The sequence below is a fragment of the Anabaena sp. UHCC 0399 genome (assembly GCF_034931465.1).
Lineage (GTDB): Bacteria > Cyanobacteriota > Cyanobacteriia > Cyanobacteriales > Nostocaceae > Trichormus > Trichormus minutissimus.
Genome location: NZ_JAYGGZ010000001.1, coordinates 145,990 through 161,657 on the forward strand (window position 1 = coordinate 145,990; position 15,668 = coordinate 161,657).

A 15,668-nucleotide genomic window follows, 5' to 3' on the forward strand; every position below is an offset into this window, starting at 1 on the left:
AAATAGTGACAAGACAATTATTATATGGGATTTGGATTTCGATAATTTATTACGCAGTGGTTGCGACTTACTCAATAATTACCTTATTGCCCATCCAGAGGTTTTAGAGGAGTTGTCATCATGCCAAACACCAGCGCGGTTAGTTCCAGGTGCAACAGTGTTAGTTATCCAAGGTGAGAAGTTAGCGCGAGATGGTGATATTAAGGGCGCAGTTGCTAAGTTCCGCACAGCGCAGCAGTGGGATAAGAGTTTGAAGTTTGACCCAGAGGCGAAGGCGCGAGAGTTATAGATTAGAACCCCTCTCCAAAGACGCGGAGCGGCTTCTCGCTAGAGTACCTCTCCCCGACGCGGGGAGAGGCTTTGAATCTTGCTCCCCTTCCCTACAAGGGAAGGGGTTGGGGGTTAGGTTTGAAGAAAAGTTGCACACGGCATAATTTATCAAAAGAATAAGCTTCAAAACCGAGTGGAATTGTGGGTGGTTTTTCTCCCCCCCTCAAGAGCTTTTCACTGCTTTAACCCAAAAATATAGGGTGAGTAGATTACTACTCACCCTACAATACTGAAGGACTGATTGCCAATTCCCAATTCGGATTATCCTATACCGAACCGCCAGCAGCTTGAAAGCGAGCGCGGGCGCGTTTGAAGGCTTGGTTAGCTTGGATTTGAGCTTGGCGATCGCCTGCGGGTACTTGACTCAATTTTGCTTGAGCTTGGCTATAACCAGTACGGGCTTCTTCTAGGTTAATCTTGTCGCCGCGTTCAGCACCATTCACCAGAATAGTGACTTCGTTTTCTTCAACTTCGGCGAAACCACCTAAAAGTGCGATCGCTTGCCAATTTTGGTTTTTGTTAGCGCGTACTCGCAGTACACCTATATCCAATGCGGTTAATAGTGGCGCGTGTCCACTCAGGATACCTAGCTGACCGGTAGTGCTGGGTAAAATCACTTCATCAGCTTCTGCATCCCACACTGTTTTATCTGGGGAAATTACACGGACAGTTAGGGTCATAAGTTCAAGTCAAGGGGCTGTGAAAAGTTGTGAGTGCTGAGTGCTGAGTGCTGAGTTAAAAGAGTGTCCACAAATTGTGGGTATTTTAACAAGTACATCAGCACTAAGTAAGGAGACATCACAAATTACTCATGACTCATTACTCATTACTCAGCACTAATTTTTAGCCTTTCATTTTTTCGGCTTTAGCGATCGCTTCATTGATGTCGCCTACCAAGTAGAATGCTTGTTCTGGCAGCTCATCTAATTCACCAGAGAGAATCTTCTGGAATCCTTTGATGGTGTCTTCCAACTTCACGTATTTACCAGGCGAACCTGTGAATACTTCAGCTACGAAGAAGGGCTGAGACAAGAAACGCTCAACTTTCCGCGCCCGTGCTACGATGAGTCGGTCATCTTCCGACAATTCATCTAGACCCAAGATGGCGATGATGTCTTGCAATTCTTTGTAACGTTGCAGAGTTGCTTGTACAGCACGCGCAGTGTTGTAATGTTCATCACCAACAATGTTGGGTTGCAACATGGTGGAAGTTGAACCCAGAGGATCAACCGCAGGATAAATACCTTTAGATGCTAAACCACGAGATAGCACGGTTGTACCATCTAAGTGAGCAAAGGTAGTTGCAGGTGCGGGGTCGGTTAAGTCATCCGCAGGTACATATACAGCTTGAATGGAGGTAATAGAACCTTCGGTGGTGGAGGTAATCCGTTCTTGCAATTGACCTACATCAGTACCCAAGGTTGGCTGATATCCCACAGCAGAAGGCATCCGACCCAATAGCGCGGATACTTCAGAACCAGCTTGTACGAAGCGGAAGATGTTGTCAACAAACAGCAGTACGTCTTGTTTGTTCACATCACGGAAATATTCTGCCATTGTCAAACCAGACAAACCAACCCGCATTCTTGCTCCGGGTGGTTCATTCATTTGACCGTAAACTAGGGCAATTTTAGATTCGTTGAGGTTTTCGTTGTTGATTACCCCAGATTCAATCATTTCGTTGTAGAGGTCATTCCCTTCACGGGTACGCTCTCCCACGCCAGCAAATACAGACACGCCACCATGCTGGGTAGCGATGTTGTTGATCAACTCCATCATGATCACGGTTTTGCCAACACCTGCACCGCCGAACAGACCAATTTTACCGCCACGACGATAGGGGGTTAACAGATCAACAACCTTAATTCCTGTCTCGAAAACTGAAGGTTTGGTTTCTAGCTCAGTGAGTTTAGGTGCTGCACGGTGGATGGGTAAGGTTTCCTCGTTGTTGACGGGGCCTCTGTTGTCTACGGGTTCGCCGAGGACGTTAAAAATCCGACCAAGAGTAGCTTTACCAACTGGTACGCTGATGGGCGCACCTGTATCAACAACGTCTAAACCACGCACTAAACCATCAGTAGAACTCATAGCAACACTGCGAACTTGGTTGTCGCCTAAAAGTTGCTGTACTTCGACGGTTAGGTTGATGTTTTGTCCAGCTTCGTTAGTGCCTTTGATGGTCAAAGCGTTGTAGATTTGTGGTAATTTTCCGGCAGGGAATTTAACGTCTACAACTGGACCAATGATTTGGGTAATGTAACCGATGTTTGTTTTTTCTGCGGTGGTGACCATGCTGCGCCTAATGATTGAAGCTATATTTCAGAATGGGTCTTAGAAGACATAAGATTATGCAATGTCATCTTTCACTCTAACATCGGAGGGGGACAGAGTTCCGTTAGTAATTCCTTAAAAAGTAGTTTGGCGAATTTCTTCCCACCCGCTTGATTGAATGACCCAACTCTTTATCATAAATTGATTCTTAAGACTTACAACATCAGAACGTCAAGCTAATTTCAGTAGTGCTAGGCAAAAATAAAAACTGCCGTGTTGCTGATTCTTAAACACGACAGTTATGAATCTAGAGTTTCAGTGTCAAAATTCTCTTGTTAGCACTTAACTGATTGTTTTTGATGGCGTTTGAGCTTAGAGGTTACGCCAAAAGCACCTAGACCCAGTAAGCCAATTAGAGTTGCAGGTTCGGGAACAGAGGTGGTAGGAGGCGCAGAAATCTCTATCTCAAGTTTCTGTTGAACTGTAGCAGCAAAATCTTGGAAGGTATTGGCTTGTAAAACAAAAGCACCAGTACCGCCCTTGACGTTATTGTTATAGAAGTTGAAGAGAGATGTGCTGTTACCAATGACTAAACCGTTGATGGCATCAACACCAGCTGCTAAAGCTGCATCGCGGGCAGCAGATGTAGTAGCTGCGTTGCTTGCACCGTCACCAGACACGTCAATTACTTGGCGTGTGCTGTCAAAATCATTATTAAAGATAAGAGGGGTAGCAAAATCGATTGCAGATCCAATGACAGTACTTCCACCGAAGGGACGAGTTGTCGCACTAATTGCATTGGCAAAATTTTGGGAAGCTTCCACACTATCAATTAGTGTCCAGCCTACAGACTGTTGCTGCTGAGTAGCACCAGACCAATAGATTAAGTTAACAGCAATCTTGCCAGTATTTCCCTGTGAGATAAAGTTGTTAAAAAGATCAGCATTATTAAAGGCATCTACATAGCCTTGTTTTTGCAAATTGAATTCACTGGTGCTGACACTACCAGATACATCAACCAGTAAAGACAACTCCGTATCAACAAAAGTAGCAGCATTAGCACTTGTGGATATAGCTAGAGCAGACAGAGTACCAGCTACTGTTGTGAGTGTTGCCTGGAAAAAGAAAGAAGTTTTCATTGATTAATCTCGCTACATTAAAAAACAATAGATTTCGATTGCGGAATTACTTATCTAGCGAAATTACTTATCTATATGCAATAAACAGCCCAATTGAGGATTTAGGATGAAGTTACTTATTAAGTACATACACGCAAGAGCCTTTGATGAGCTTGCTTGCTGCGATCGCACACAAATAATCCCCGCATTTATACTGGGGATTGCTTTTTTTGTGTCTTGATTTCATCTATAAGCGAAACTTGACTCCGTATTTTCCTCATTTGAACACTTAATAACTTAGGATAAATTTACTTAGTCCGCAAGTAATAGTTCGACTCTTTACAGAAAAAATATATTGCAGAGTCTGGTAGTTTTTTCGACCAAATCTAGACATAATCAAGCTTATAAAGAATTTTTTCTGAAAAAAGTCTAGTTAGTGAGAATTGAGTTGTTTATGTAAATCTACTACTTCTTTATATAAAGTTTACGATAAAGTTAGCTGATTTTAAGTATAGTTAGTTAGTAGGAACTAATTTATACAGTAAATTTTACGTATAAAAAAATACTAATAGCGTAAAAATATATTTGTCACGTAAACTCAGTAACAAAAGGTGCGATCGCACTGACAAATTCAGTAGTAGACTCGTATGGTAGAACATTTCGCCCCAGTATTTTCACCCCAATACCTTGCTGTAAACGGACAAGATAATCAGCTAAAATTCCATCAGGGGTTTGTGTTTTCCCTTCTTTGCTAATACTTGACGCTGATTCTCCCAAGATTACAAGAGTTGGTTGCTTGATAGAGGCAATCAAACTGGTATAGTTCTGTTTCCAAAAACCAGCTAAAAAAGAAAAGACAGCGTAGCGATTAGCTGTATCTGCTGCACCTACGACTAGAGTATTTAACCACTCTGCGTCAACATTATTAGCTGAGGCGAATAATCGACGGGTAGAGAAAGATGTTAGAAATTTTGGTGTGCGTGCATAGCGATAGAAAGCATTACCAATAGGTGAATCGAAAAGATTCCAAAACAGTTTTTGTCGCCATGCTGGTAATTTATTAGTAATTACGGGCCAAGCTGGAGTTCCAGAAAGCACTAACCCAGCAATTAGGTTTGATTCTTTGTGAACTAATTCAAATGCGACTGGTGATAAAGCACCCTGCACTACTAAAATTACAGGTTTTTGAATTACAGTTTGTAAGAAGTATTTTAATTGTTCTGCCCAATCTTTGGGTGTGTAAGCCACATGGGGTTTGTCACTTTTACCACATCCTAGTAAGTCGGGATTGTAAATAACATTGTGGTTTCCCTGACTAAACCATTCACAGATGAAACGTTGCCAAAATTTCCCAGATAAACCCACGCCAATAGGATGAATTAATAATAAGGGAATACCTTCAGTATTGGAGTTATCTGATTGATATACTTTGTATGCACAGTGATAATTCTGCCAAGTATAAAACTGGGTGGATGGAGATGCTTGCATAATTCCCATGTTTTGGTAGTTGCTAAAAAATCATTTGGGGATGGATTAACTGATAGCCAGCCTCTTTAATTTTTTTGTTAGAAACTGTCACATTATATTGGCGATCACTCTTGAGTGAATCATCCCATGATATTAGGGGTAAATTATATTTTAAAAACAGAGTATCCAGTAATTCTTTTCTAGTGAGATGGGCATCATCTACTAAATTATAAATACCTTGTAATTGCTGCTCTCTGATCAACTCTATAGCCCCTACAATATCATCTAAATGAATCCAGTTTGTGATATCACTACCATTACCGGGGCGAGTTGTACCAGCCACTCTACTAAATATTTTGATTAGTTCTCTACCAATCCCATAAATACCACCTAATCGCAAAATACAAACGCGCAGATTTTCACTATCAGCCGCTAGTAAAATATCTTCTGTTGCTTTCATAATTTCTGCATTAGGAGTAATAGGTTTAGCAGGTGTTTCTTCATATACCCACTCACCATCTCTATCCCCGTAAATAGAATAGCTACCTGTATATATTATTTGTTTGACAGTAGTATTCTGTTTGAGAACACCAACTAAATTATTAGCAGTATTTAAATAAGTTTCTTGATATGATTTACCTCTCTTCGCCCCAATACTTAACAGCACAACATCTTGATTTTCTGTGGCTGATTTCAATCCTTCTAAGTCATCACCTTTGGTAACTATAACTTTTTGTGAGATAGATTGTAGTTCTGATATACGTTCAGGTGTAGTTGTAGTGACAGTGACGTTAAAGGATGAATTTTGCTGCCAATATTTAGCAATAGCACAACCAACGTAGCCGCACCCAATAATTACAATATTCATACTATTGAAATAGGGAATGGGGAATGGGTAGACAATAGACAAAATAGAAAAGCTAATAACTAATAACTAATGACTAATGATTATTTATGCACAAGACCATCAGGCATAATTGCACCTGCTAAATTCGCACCAATTAATTTTACCAGTAGGCGATCGCCTGAGCGAATCCGCGCCCCTGTTAAGTCAGCACCACGCAAATCAGCACCGCTAAGATCCGCACCAATGAGGTTGGCCGCGCGTAAATTGGCTTCTCTTAAGTCAGCTAAAAGTAAATTGGCTCTAAATAAATTCGCCTCTGATAAATCTGCACCTCTGAGAATAACTTTGTGCATAAAAGTATCACTCAAGTCAGCACCGCTTAAGTTAGCATAACTAAGATTTCTGCCGGATAAATCTTTGTTACTTAAATTTGCTCTGCTAAAATCTTTACCACTTAAATCTGAATTTTGCTTAGGTGGCTGATAGTTGTTTGGGGGTGGGTTTTGAGATTGAGGTGGTGGGGAATGATAAATCTTTTGGTTTTTACCATTCAAAGAACGCAATCTTTCACGCGCTTCATTAATTGCTTTAAGCTTGTCTTGTGCTTTTTGTTGTAAGCGGAGGTTATCTTTAGGTAGACGATCTGGATGCCATACGAACACCAAATCTTTATAAGCCTGATTAACTTCCTCAAGGGTAGCACCAGGTTCTAATTCTAATACCCTATAATATCGCTCCAGTTCGCTCATAAGATGTTTTAATGAAGAATCAACTTGAAGTGATAAAAATGTAGCCCTCCGTATTTTTAAATAGGATTGGGCGATTTCGTTGTTACTATTTACACACTTTGATTTTGCGGTAAATAGTTAATATTATGGCATTATATAAGCCTATCGCAGCCAGCTAAGTCTATCAATAACTTTTTATACGAAACAGTAAAGGAATGATGTGCAGTCCCAAGCTAAGTGATTGGCATACTCCTGTTAATATGTATATTCCTCAAATGAAATGGAAATTTTTTCATTATCTTTCCATTTGTCTATTTCTCCATCTATTCAAGGCTTGCAAATATGCCGCTATTGGTATTTGATAAATTTCTATAAAAATCCAGATAATAATTGATAAATGTGACAAAAACGTGAATATTGTCCAAATATAAGGCAACCAACTAATAGGATCGTGAGGATGAGGAGGAAAATAATAAGCTACTATCCCAATTAAGAAAGTGGGCATAACAACAAAACTAATTGCAACCAAGACATAACCCCAACCTAATTCCACACCTTCTAATTGGACTTCTGACCAGTTAAACCCATTCCATCGCCAAATCAAAGGCGGTTGTCGAGAAGGCATTTTAATCTGTTGTTGTTCTACATTGACAGTAAAAATTTCATGGCAAAAATCGCAACCCATGGCTTCCATCAATGGTATATGGGAAATCTTACCAACTCGACAGACTGGACAAGGGTAAACATTGTGAGTATCAAAAGGTTGAGTGAAGATTTTAGACCTGGGCATAATTGAACTAAGTTGTGCTGAAAAGTTGATTAGATAGATGCACAATTTGTTGAGAATTACCACTATCATCAGGTGTGGTATTTTTCATTTTGTTTTGCTGATAGAAGTGATCACAATTACCTAAAAATAAAATTTATATAACTCTAGAGATATAGCAATCCTATTTGATAGTAGAAAGGCAGGAGGCAGAGGGCAGAAGGAAGAAAAGGTACAAAATTTGCCCCTTGCGATGCACAAAAATAGAAATATTCTTTTTGAGATGCAAAGCACGGAAAAATATGCTTCCTTGGACAAATTTTCTGGAGAAACTAGGGTTCTTGGCTCTCACGAATGATCGAGGATGCTGATAAATACTAATCACTAACTCGTTATCTAGTTTGTATACAATCAAGTTGTAATTTCTAAACTTGCTAATGAGTTTATCGCTTTTTGGGGTTTTTGACTGGCCTTGACGCTACCAAAACCTTCTGGTATCTTTACTCTTAATATAAGTTGTACATTAATTTATTTAGCTTACCATTTCAAAAATGTTCAGCAGCACTCGTTACTTTTATTTTTGGTTTAAGGCGGTTCACCGGCGGTGAATTAGTTTCCTAATGGAAACCGCCCGGTGAACCGCAGAGTCCTCTCTGCGGTTTTTCTGTTTTTAAGGAGCAAAATTTCATCATGATGACCTATTCCAGTAACTGGTTTTATAGCTTTTACTTTTGGCCTAGAGCAAGTTCCGGGTAAATAGCGTCATGCTGATAAATCATACGCGCCCGGAACTGTTAAAGGTTCTGGGCTTTTTTTTCACAAGCTAGACAAGGAAAAATTTCTTTTTCCGTCCCCAATCCCCAAATTTTCAGGAGACTAAAATCATGATTCATGCCAAACTAGTTGCTCAATTGCATTCCCAGCATCAGACAATCGTTAAACTTACAAAAACAGTTGCTTTCGGTGGAGAAGACTTAGTAATTATCGGTGGTCCTTGCACGGTGGAAAGCTTAGAACAAATGGAGACAGTCGCCCAAAATATTGCGGCTGCACCTGTACACGCCTTGCGTGGTGGTGTTTTCAAACCGCGTACTTCGCCCTACGCTTTCCAAGGCATGGGAGAGGAAGGATTGGCAGTTTTAGCCGAAGTGCGATCGCGCTACAATATTCCAGTCATCACTGAAGTCATGGCGATTTCCCAAATCGAGTTAGTCGCCGCCCATGTAGATATGCTACAAGTCGGTAGCCGCAATATGCAAAACTTCGACTTGCTCAAAGCCTTGGGAAAAACTGGTAAACCAATATTACTCAAACGCGGTTTAGCTGCGACTATTGAAGAATTTGTCATGGCGGCTGAATATATTGTTAGCCACGGTAATCCTAATGTAGTGCTGTGTGAACGGGGTATCCGTAGCTTCGACACTTATACCCGCAACGTCTTAGATTTAGCTGCTGTAGCCGCCCTCAAGCAAATTACTCACCTACCCGTGATTGTAGACCCTTCCCATGCTGTCGGTAAACGAGAACTAGTTGCACCTGTAGCTAAAGCGGCTGTAGCTTGTGGTGCAGATGGATTAATTATTGAATGTCATCCAGAACCAGAAAAATCTGTTTCTGATGCTCGTCAAGCCCTATCTTTGGAAGATATGGTGAATTTAGTTGCTAGTTTAAAGCCGGTAGCTACAGCCGTTGGGCGCAAAATATCATCAAACCAGTTGGATTTTTAGCTGACAAACTTATGCTGCAAACTAATCTTAACGCTAAACAAGCCCGGATTTTTACTGCTGTAATGTTGAGTGGTATTTTATCTGTTAGTAGTGGTTTCATATTAATGCAAAATGCCACTGCTTTACCGATAAATTTTTTAGCAGAGACTCCTAAGGAAGTCGTTAAACAAAATGTTAAATTAGAGCCTTTACCACGAGCAGTAGCTAACGCAGTCTTACAAGATATCAACCACAGAGACGGAATTGCAACGAAAAAACTCAAAATTATTGATTCTATTCGTAAAACTTGGCGTAATGGTTGTTTGGAACTGCAAAGACCAGATGAACTTTGTACTCAAGCCTTAGTTCCTGGTTGGCGCGTTGTTGTTGCTCGTGGTCAACAAAAGTGGGTTTATCACACTAACGAAACTGGTTCTGTTGTGAGACGCAAAGAGAATGATTCTAGCACTCTTCGTCCATTACCGATTCCTGCTAGTGAGTTACCGCCACCTTTAGATAGAAATGTGGTGTTTCGACAAATATCTAGTGGTGGCTTTATTGGCAGAACCTACGAAACAGTATTACTTAATGATGGTAGGTTAATTCGGGTGCGGATTGGTGATGCTAATGATTCTGAACGGAGTGTGCGTCGGGTGACTTCAGCACAGGTGCGTCAGTTTCAAAGAGTAATCAACCGCGCACAAGGAGAATTTCAAAATCTGAGTTATCCAGCGTCTAGAGGTGCAGCTGATTATGTTACTTACACTCTCACTAGCCGCAAAGGTACGGTGCAGTATAACGATATTTCCCAAAACAATTTACCGCAGGATTTACAGACAGCAGTTAAAGCCTGGAAGCAAATTGTCAGCACGGCTCGATAGAGTGCTGAGTGATGAGTGCTGAGTGCTGAGTGGTGCTGAGTGGTGTTAGCGGTAGCGCGGCGTTTAGCCAGTGGAGTGGTGTTAGCGGTAGCGGGGCGTTGAGCATCGTGCTGAGTGGTATTAGTGACAAGTTAAGCCTGTAAGTCTCTCATCAAGAGGCTTTCAGAGAATTGTTGACCAAAAACTCGTTAGAGCCTCGCTGAATCTCTGGGAAAGGGACGACAATTAATTTAACGAACTTTTGCGGGATTACACCACAGAAAACCGTCTCTGGCTAAAATTCTTGTCAGTTCTCTGACTCCTGCTACATCTCGCCATAACAAGGTTAACACCGCACTCATCATCAATGTCTCTAATGGCATGGCATCCCTAATTTTACAACTAAGCTCTTCACTATCAATTTTTTCGCCTCTTCTCTGTGCTTTTGTGGTGGAATCAAAAGCTTTTGAACCACAGAGGCACAAAGAAGCTACCATTAAGGATGGTTATTTTGGTTAAGAAAAGATTATAAAAAGCACTATTTTTGATTAAAATATAGGAGAGAAAACACACTTGGTTTCGCTTGTATCAGTTCACGCGTTAGATCCAGAGTTTGTAGGAGTAGTATTGCAAATTCCCAAAAGTATTCAAGTAGGAAACAAAGTTGTGATTTTACATCCAGCTTATGTAGCCGGGAAAGTTGGGGTGGTTTATGGTCGGGAGTCACCCTTAGATGGTCAACCCAGCAACCGTTGGCTCATCCAAGTCGATACTGATAATATTTTGGTGTCACTCACTCCCCAAGATTTTCAAGTCATTAACTCATAGTAAAAGTGATTTACGCCGAAGTTGGTGGTTCTTGACCAATTTCTAGTTCTTTTTTACTATGCTTCAACTGTTTCCAAAGTGCTTTAATCTGCTGATAAGCATCCTGGGGGGAAAGCTTGCCAGATGTTTCTAAACTGGTAATGTAGCCAACTTTTTGAGTAAATTCTTGAAGATTGGCATTAAATACCAGGTTTTCTGGCTTTACTTGTCCGTAGTAGCGACCATGAGGGTGAAGAAATTTGTCTTTGTCTGACTCATTGGAATATGCCATTACTTTATTGTATCTCCATAACTATTGACTACATGATAGTCAACTATTTGAGAACTGGAAAAAATCCCCTGGAGAAAACTTCTTGATTGAAATGATAATTCTTTGAAGACGCGATAAATTGGGTTTCTACATACAATCCGGTTTGGATAAGATAATTTGCCAAAAAAATAACGCCTGTAGAGACGTTGCAATGCAACGTCTCTACCCACCCATAACGTTAACTCTACTGAGATGAACTATATTTATTGATCTACAAGCGATAGCCCATACTAAAGTAAAAGCCATCATCTTGGGCATTTGTCCCCCGGTCATCTAAGTTAACTAGGGGTAGGGCATAATCTAGTCTGATGTCGAGATTTGGTATTGGTTGGTATAAGATACCCATTCCCAAACTGGCTAAAAACTTCTGTCTTTGTAAGCTGTTGGGGTTATTTTCAACATTCCAGACGTAGGCTAAGTCAAAAAATGGGGCGATTTGTAAGGTGGGATTACCTGCTGCGTCACGTTGGGTTGTGATGCGGTCTTCTAAAGTAAATCTTACGCCATTGTCAGCAGCGCGGACGTTTTGCCGATAACCACGCACTGATTGACCACCACCTACGACAAATTGCTGGGAAGGTAACAAAGCATTGGGTGTGAGTTGCACTTCGGCCTGGGCGATTAATAAGTTGTCTGAATTTAAGCGTTGGACGCGCTGGAATTGTGCTAACCAACTAAAAAAGCGGCCATCGGGAATGGGGTCAGAGTTGATAGTGGCATCAAATTCACCAATACCTAAACTAAATAGCGATCGCACTGCCCAAGCACCCTGCACATCTCTGCTAACATAATCTTGTCCGAACTTGATGACGCGGGTACGGCTGTTACCATCTGCATCGGGGCCAAATCCGAAGGGTGTAGCCCCTGCAAAGGTGAAGGTTTGCCCATCTTGGACGGTAAAACCTAATGTTAAAGCAAATTCCTCACGGGGCGATCGCACTAATGGTTGTCTATAACTAATCTCGTATAGTTGCGATTCCCCACTAATCTCGAAGCTTTTGAAGGGTTCTTGAATAACTTGATTATTATTAATTGAGGTTCTTAATTGTAAAGTGCCATTCATCGCATTCAACGGCACTTGATAGCTAAAATCATAAACATTTGCGCCTCCCTGGGTAGTGCGATAATAGGAGGCGGCAATTTCATCACCTATACCTGTCAGGTTGCGATAAGTGGCGTTAACACCCAATCTTTCCGAACCAATGCTAGGGGGAGAATAGTTATCAATGCTAAATGTCGCTGCAAAGGGGTTCGCTTCAGTGACACGCACTACTAAAATACTTTGACCAAGGCCACTCCCAGGACGTAAGCTAGCTTCTATGTTGGTAAATAGGGGGTCATTGCGGAGTAATCTTAACTGGTCTTCTAAATTAGCTGAAGATAGAGGTTTACTAGCACCTAAATTAATCCGCGATCGCACATAATTAGAGTTTAAACGTTTTGTCCCTTCAATAATAATTTTTTCTAGACTACCTTCAATCACCCGAATTTCCACCACACCATTAGTAATTTTTTGATCTACTAAAACGGCTCTAGATGTGATGTATCCTCGATTTAAATAAAGTTGGGTAATACTATCTGCGACTTTGGTTAATTCATCTAAGGTAACAGTACGTCCTTCTATTGGCTTGGTAATAGATGTAAATATTTCCGCATCAAAAATACTGCTACCTGTAACTTGAATTTTCTCGACTTGAATGTTTCCAGATATAGGTGTAGGTGAAGTTTCTGGGGTAGGCGTTGTTTGTAAATTTGGTGATGTTGGAGGTAAAGGCGTTGGTGTTGGTTGAGGTTGGGGAAACCTTTCTTGATTGCGGCTTCCTTCTGGGTTTGGTGCTTGTGCTAATGCGGGATAAGTTAAAAGTAAAAAGCAAAAAGTTAAAAGAACAGTTTCAAAGATGTTTTGAGAAAATAAATAAATGTAATTTTTAAGTTGTGGCATTTTTAATAGTGAATTTTAAAATAATCTGAAAAGATATTATTTCTTTCTTTTAACTTTTTTTAACGCGCTTCCCCAATTAATGTGAAAGCTGCCCAATCTTTAGGATTTGGGTGCTGTTTCATCGTGGTTAACATCGCATTGCGTAAGGCTTGGGCTTTATTGGGATTCTGTTTTAACTGGCGATAAAATTCAGTAGTGAAAACATTTGTGGGTGTATCGGGTGATGCCCATTGGGAGATAATCACACTGGGAACACCAGCATTAATGAGTGCTAAAGATAAACCAAGGACACCGTTACCAATGCTACCATTACCTGTTTCCCCTGCACTCAAAAATACTAACCTTGCCCGTAAACGCTGGCCTTTGGGTTGGGTGTAAAGATTAAGGATTTCGCTGGCTGTTAGTAGCCCGTTATTGTCGCCCACACTAGCTAGAGCGATCGCACCCGGTATGCCCTGTCTTTTGGTATCATCTAAAACAGCATAAGTTGCTAGATGAATTGTCTTCGCTTTTGGTAGTAAAGGTAAAATATCAGCCTTGGTCGCTTGGTTGCCAACTAAAGCGGTTGTTTTCAATAAATCGGCAAGTTCTAAAGCCTCTTGTTCTGCATTTACAAGTTGAGGTAAAGACTGTTGGGCAACTTTTGGCATGGTAGGATTACCCACGACCAAAACTTTACTACCGCCTGTATTATTACGTTTTTGTCTCGTTAATTTGAGTAACTGAATTGCTGGTATACTTGTAATAGTATGTTTTTCAATTAAATATTTGCCATATATATCAACTAAAGCCGGGAATGGCACAAACCATAATTCGTTTTGAGGGATGAAAATAACCTGTTCTGTAGGATTTTTTGGTAATAAATCAGCGATTGGTTTGATGAGTATTTGATTGAGTTGTAATAAGAGATTTTTATAGTTATCAGCAGGTGGTTTAGTATTTTTCACTCCCAACGCTATAGGGGTTTTATTAACCAGTTCTGCTAGAGAATTAAAAGGGATAATCGGTTTTTGTAATTTCAGGTCTATTTTACGAAATGTAACTTTACCGCTAGGTTGCATCACCCAAACATAAATTTCATTATCTTCTATTAATGAATACCTCACAATGGTAGCTTGTTGTTGTTTAGCTATTTCCTGAATTTGGGTGATTGTGGGTAAGATAATTTCTTTAGGTGCAACTTTTAAACCACTGCCGGCTGATTCTGTTCCCAAGCGCATTCCGAGTAGGTTTAAAATTGCCATCAGGCTGCTTTGTTCTGCAACTTCTAAAGCCGCTTCTGGCTGATTTTGGCTGACGAAGACTTGTTGTAGTAAACTATATGTATTAGTTTGTTCAGTAGAGTAATCAATAGTATTGCCTAAGTTGGCGCGGAGAGATTCCCAAGTTTTAATATTGGTTTGTAAGGTGGTTTGAGCTTCAGTTACTTTACCTGATTTCAGCAAGACGAAGGCTAAATTATTTAACGCTGCGCCTTGGGTGTAAATATCTTTGTTAGCTTTGGCTGTATCTAATTGTTCCTGATATAATGCTAAGGCTTGATCGTATTGTTTTGCAGATGTGTAAACCCGTCCTAGCTGTTTGATTAATTCGGCTTTATTCTCAGGATTTTTTGAGGTTTCTAGTTGTTGCTGATATAGTGCGATCGCCTGATCAAAATTTCCTTGATTTTCGTAGGTTTGGGCGATGTGTTTTAAGGTAATATTGGTTAAAACTAAATCACTAGATTGGGACGCAATTTTTAATACTCGTTCGTAAAAACTAATAGCTTGCGGATATTGTTTTAACTCTCGATGTACCGCCGCCAAGTTTTGTAGAGAATATATTTGTAAGTCGCGATTTTTAGTTTCTTGTCCAATTGTTAGCTGTTGGGTATGAAAGGCGATCGCTTGTTGATATTCTCCCAGTTTCTCATGTTCTATACCGACGTTGCCTAAAAATGATGCTTCTCTGGGAGGATTACCGATTTCTTTTCTTAAGGCTGCGGCTTTTTCTCGGAATTCTTGCGCTAGTTTTTCATCTCCAGTATTCAGGTAGGCGTTGCTGAGAAGTTCTAAAATTTGTGCAGTACCGGGTTGATTACCTGTGTCCTGCATTAAGTTTAAGCTTTGTTGATATAAGTTAATAGCTGTTTGGTATTTGCCGAGGGTGAAGTTAATTTCCCCTAGGTGTAAAAGGGTATTGGCTTGACCTGTGCGATTATCTATTTCTTGATATAGTTTGAGTGATTCTTTTAAGGTGTTTAAGGCGGCGGTTAGTTGTCCGTTGTTGAGTTGTCTATTCCCTAGTTTTAGGAGTAAGTCGGCGCGGTATTGGCTGGCTTGTGCTGGGGTGGCGATGAGGAGGATTGCAAGAAGGATTTTGGGGATGTTTTTTAGCATATTTTTTGTTTCGCGCATTCGGCGAAGCTGTTCTCGGAGAGTAGGCGCATTCGCGGAGCGTCCCGCAGGGAAGGCGCAAAGGAAGGGAAGGGAAGTTTACAGGATTTCCCATTC

The 15,668-nt window shown here is 40.6% G+C and carries 15 protein-coding genes; 4 read left to right on the plus strand and 11 right to left on the minus strand.

Going from position 1 to position 15,668, the window contains the following annotated elements; translation table 11 throughout:
• Positions 1-289: hypothetical protein (locus tag VB693_RS00650; RefSeq protein WP_323264613.1), on the plus strand; the 289-nt coding region annotated here is incomplete at its 5' end.
• Between the two features lie 307 nt (positions 290-596).
• On the opposite strand, the gene atpC is transcribed toward VB693_RS00650, so the two are convergent.
• The 7 genes from atpC to VB693_RS00685 form a co-directional block, all read right to left on the minus strand.
• On the minus strand, positions 597-1,010 hold the full coding sequence (atpC, locus tag VB693_RS00655) for an ATP synthase F1 subunit epsilon (protein WP_190700164.1): 414 nt from the start codon (positions 1,008-1,010) through the stop codon (positions 597-599).
• A gap of 163 nt (positions 1,011-1,173) precedes the next feature.
• Positions 1,174-2,622, minus strand: a complete 1,449-nt coding sequence (atpD, locus tag VB693_RS00660) for a F0F1 ATP synthase subunit beta (protein ID WP_190700167.1) — start codon at positions 2,620-2,622, stop codon at positions 1,174-1,176.
• Between the two features lie 314 nt (positions 2,623-2,936).
• Entirely contained in the window at positions 2,937-3,740 is an 804-nt protein-coding gene (locus VB693_RS00665) for a DUF1194 domain-containing protein (RefSeq protein ID WP_323264614.1), read from the minus strand.
• 567 nt (positions 3,741-4,307) lie between these two features.
• Positions 4,308-5,207: an alpha/beta hydrolase gene (locus VB693_RS00670; RefSeq protein ID WP_323264615.1), complete on the minus strand. Its 900-nt coding sequence runs from the start codon at positions 5,205-5,207 to the stop codon at positions 4,308-4,310.
• A gap of 22 nt (positions 5,208-5,229) precedes the next feature.
• The gene (locus VB693_RS00675) at positions 5,230-6,054 is read right to left on the minus strand and encodes an SDR family oxidoreductase (RefSeq protein ID WP_190700175.1); all 825 of its coding nucleotides are present in this window, start codon (positions 6,052-6,054) and stop codon (positions 5,230-5,232) included.
• Between the two features lie 80 nt (positions 6,055-6,134).
• Complete coding sequence (locus tag VB693_RS00680) at positions 6,135-6,782, minus strand: pentapeptide repeat-containing protein (RefSeq protein ID WP_323264616.1); 648 nt, start codon at positions 6,780-6,782, stop codon at positions 6,135-6,137.
• A 274-nt stretch (positions 6,783-7,056) separates the two neighbouring features.
• Positions 7,057-7,551, minus strand: coding sequence for a hypothetical protein (locus tag VB693_RS00685; protein WP_323264617.1), 495 nt, complete (start codon positions 7,549-7,551; stop codon positions 7,057-7,059).
• Positions 7,552-8,411: 860 nt separating this feature from the next.
• On the opposite strand from VB693_RS00685, the gene aroF reads away from it, so the two are divergent.
• Complete coding sequence (gene aroF / locus VB693_RS00690; RefSeq protein ID WP_323264618.1) at positions 8,412-9,254, plus strand: 3-deoxy-7-phosphoheptulonate synthase; 843 nt, start codon at positions 8,412-8,414, stop codon at positions 9,252-9,254.
• Between the two features lie 11 nt (positions 9,255-9,265).
• On the plus strand, positions 9,266-10,114 hold the full coding sequence (locus VB693_RS00695; protein WP_323264619.1) for a hypothetical protein: 849 nt from the start codon (positions 9,266-9,268) through the stop codon (positions 10,112-10,114).
• A 230-nt stretch (positions 10,115-10,344) separates the two neighbouring features.
• On the opposite strand, the gene VB693_RS00700 is transcribed toward VB693_RS00695, so the two are convergent.
• Positions 10,345-10,590, minus strand: coding sequence for a hypothetical protein (locus tag VB693_RS00700; protein ID WP_323264666.1), 246 nt, complete (start codon positions 10,588-10,590; stop codon positions 10,345-10,347).
• Between the two features lie 76 nt (positions 10,591-10,666).
• On the opposite strand from VB693_RS00700, the gene VB693_RS00705 reads away from it, so the two are divergent.
• Entirely contained in the window at positions 10,667-10,921 is a 255-nt protein-coding gene (locus VB693_RS00705; RefSeq protein ID WP_323264620.1) for a hypothetical protein, read from the plus strand.
• 10 nt (positions 10,922-10,931) lie between these two features.
• On the opposite strand, the gene VB693_RS00710 is transcribed toward VB693_RS00705, so the two are convergent.
• The 3 genes from VB693_RS00710 to VB693_RS00720 all read right to left on the minus strand — a co-directional run bounded on the left by VB693_RS00710 (position 10,932) and on the right by VB693_RS00720 (position 15,554).
• Positions 10,932-11,192, minus strand: coding sequence for a hypothetical protein (locus tag VB693_RS00710; RefSeq protein WP_323264621.1), 261 nt, complete (start codon positions 11,190-11,192; stop codon positions 10,932-10,934).
• A gap of 250 nt (positions 11,193-11,442) precedes the next feature.
• Positions 11,443-13,173 carry a ShlB/FhaC/HecB family hemolysin secretion/activation protein gene (locus VB693_RS00715; RefSeq protein WP_323264622.1) on the minus strand — a complete coding sequence of 577 codons (1,731 nt, stop codon included), beginning with the start codon at positions 13,171-13,173 and terminating at the stop codon, positions 11,443-11,445.
• 59 nt (positions 13,174-13,232) lie between these two features.
• Positions 13,233-15,554, minus strand: coding sequence for a CHAT domain-containing protein (locus VB693_RS00720; protein WP_323264623.1), 2,322 nt, complete (start codon positions 15,552-15,554; stop codon positions 13,233-13,235).
• Between the last annotated feature and the right edge of the window lie 114 nt (positions 15,555-15,668).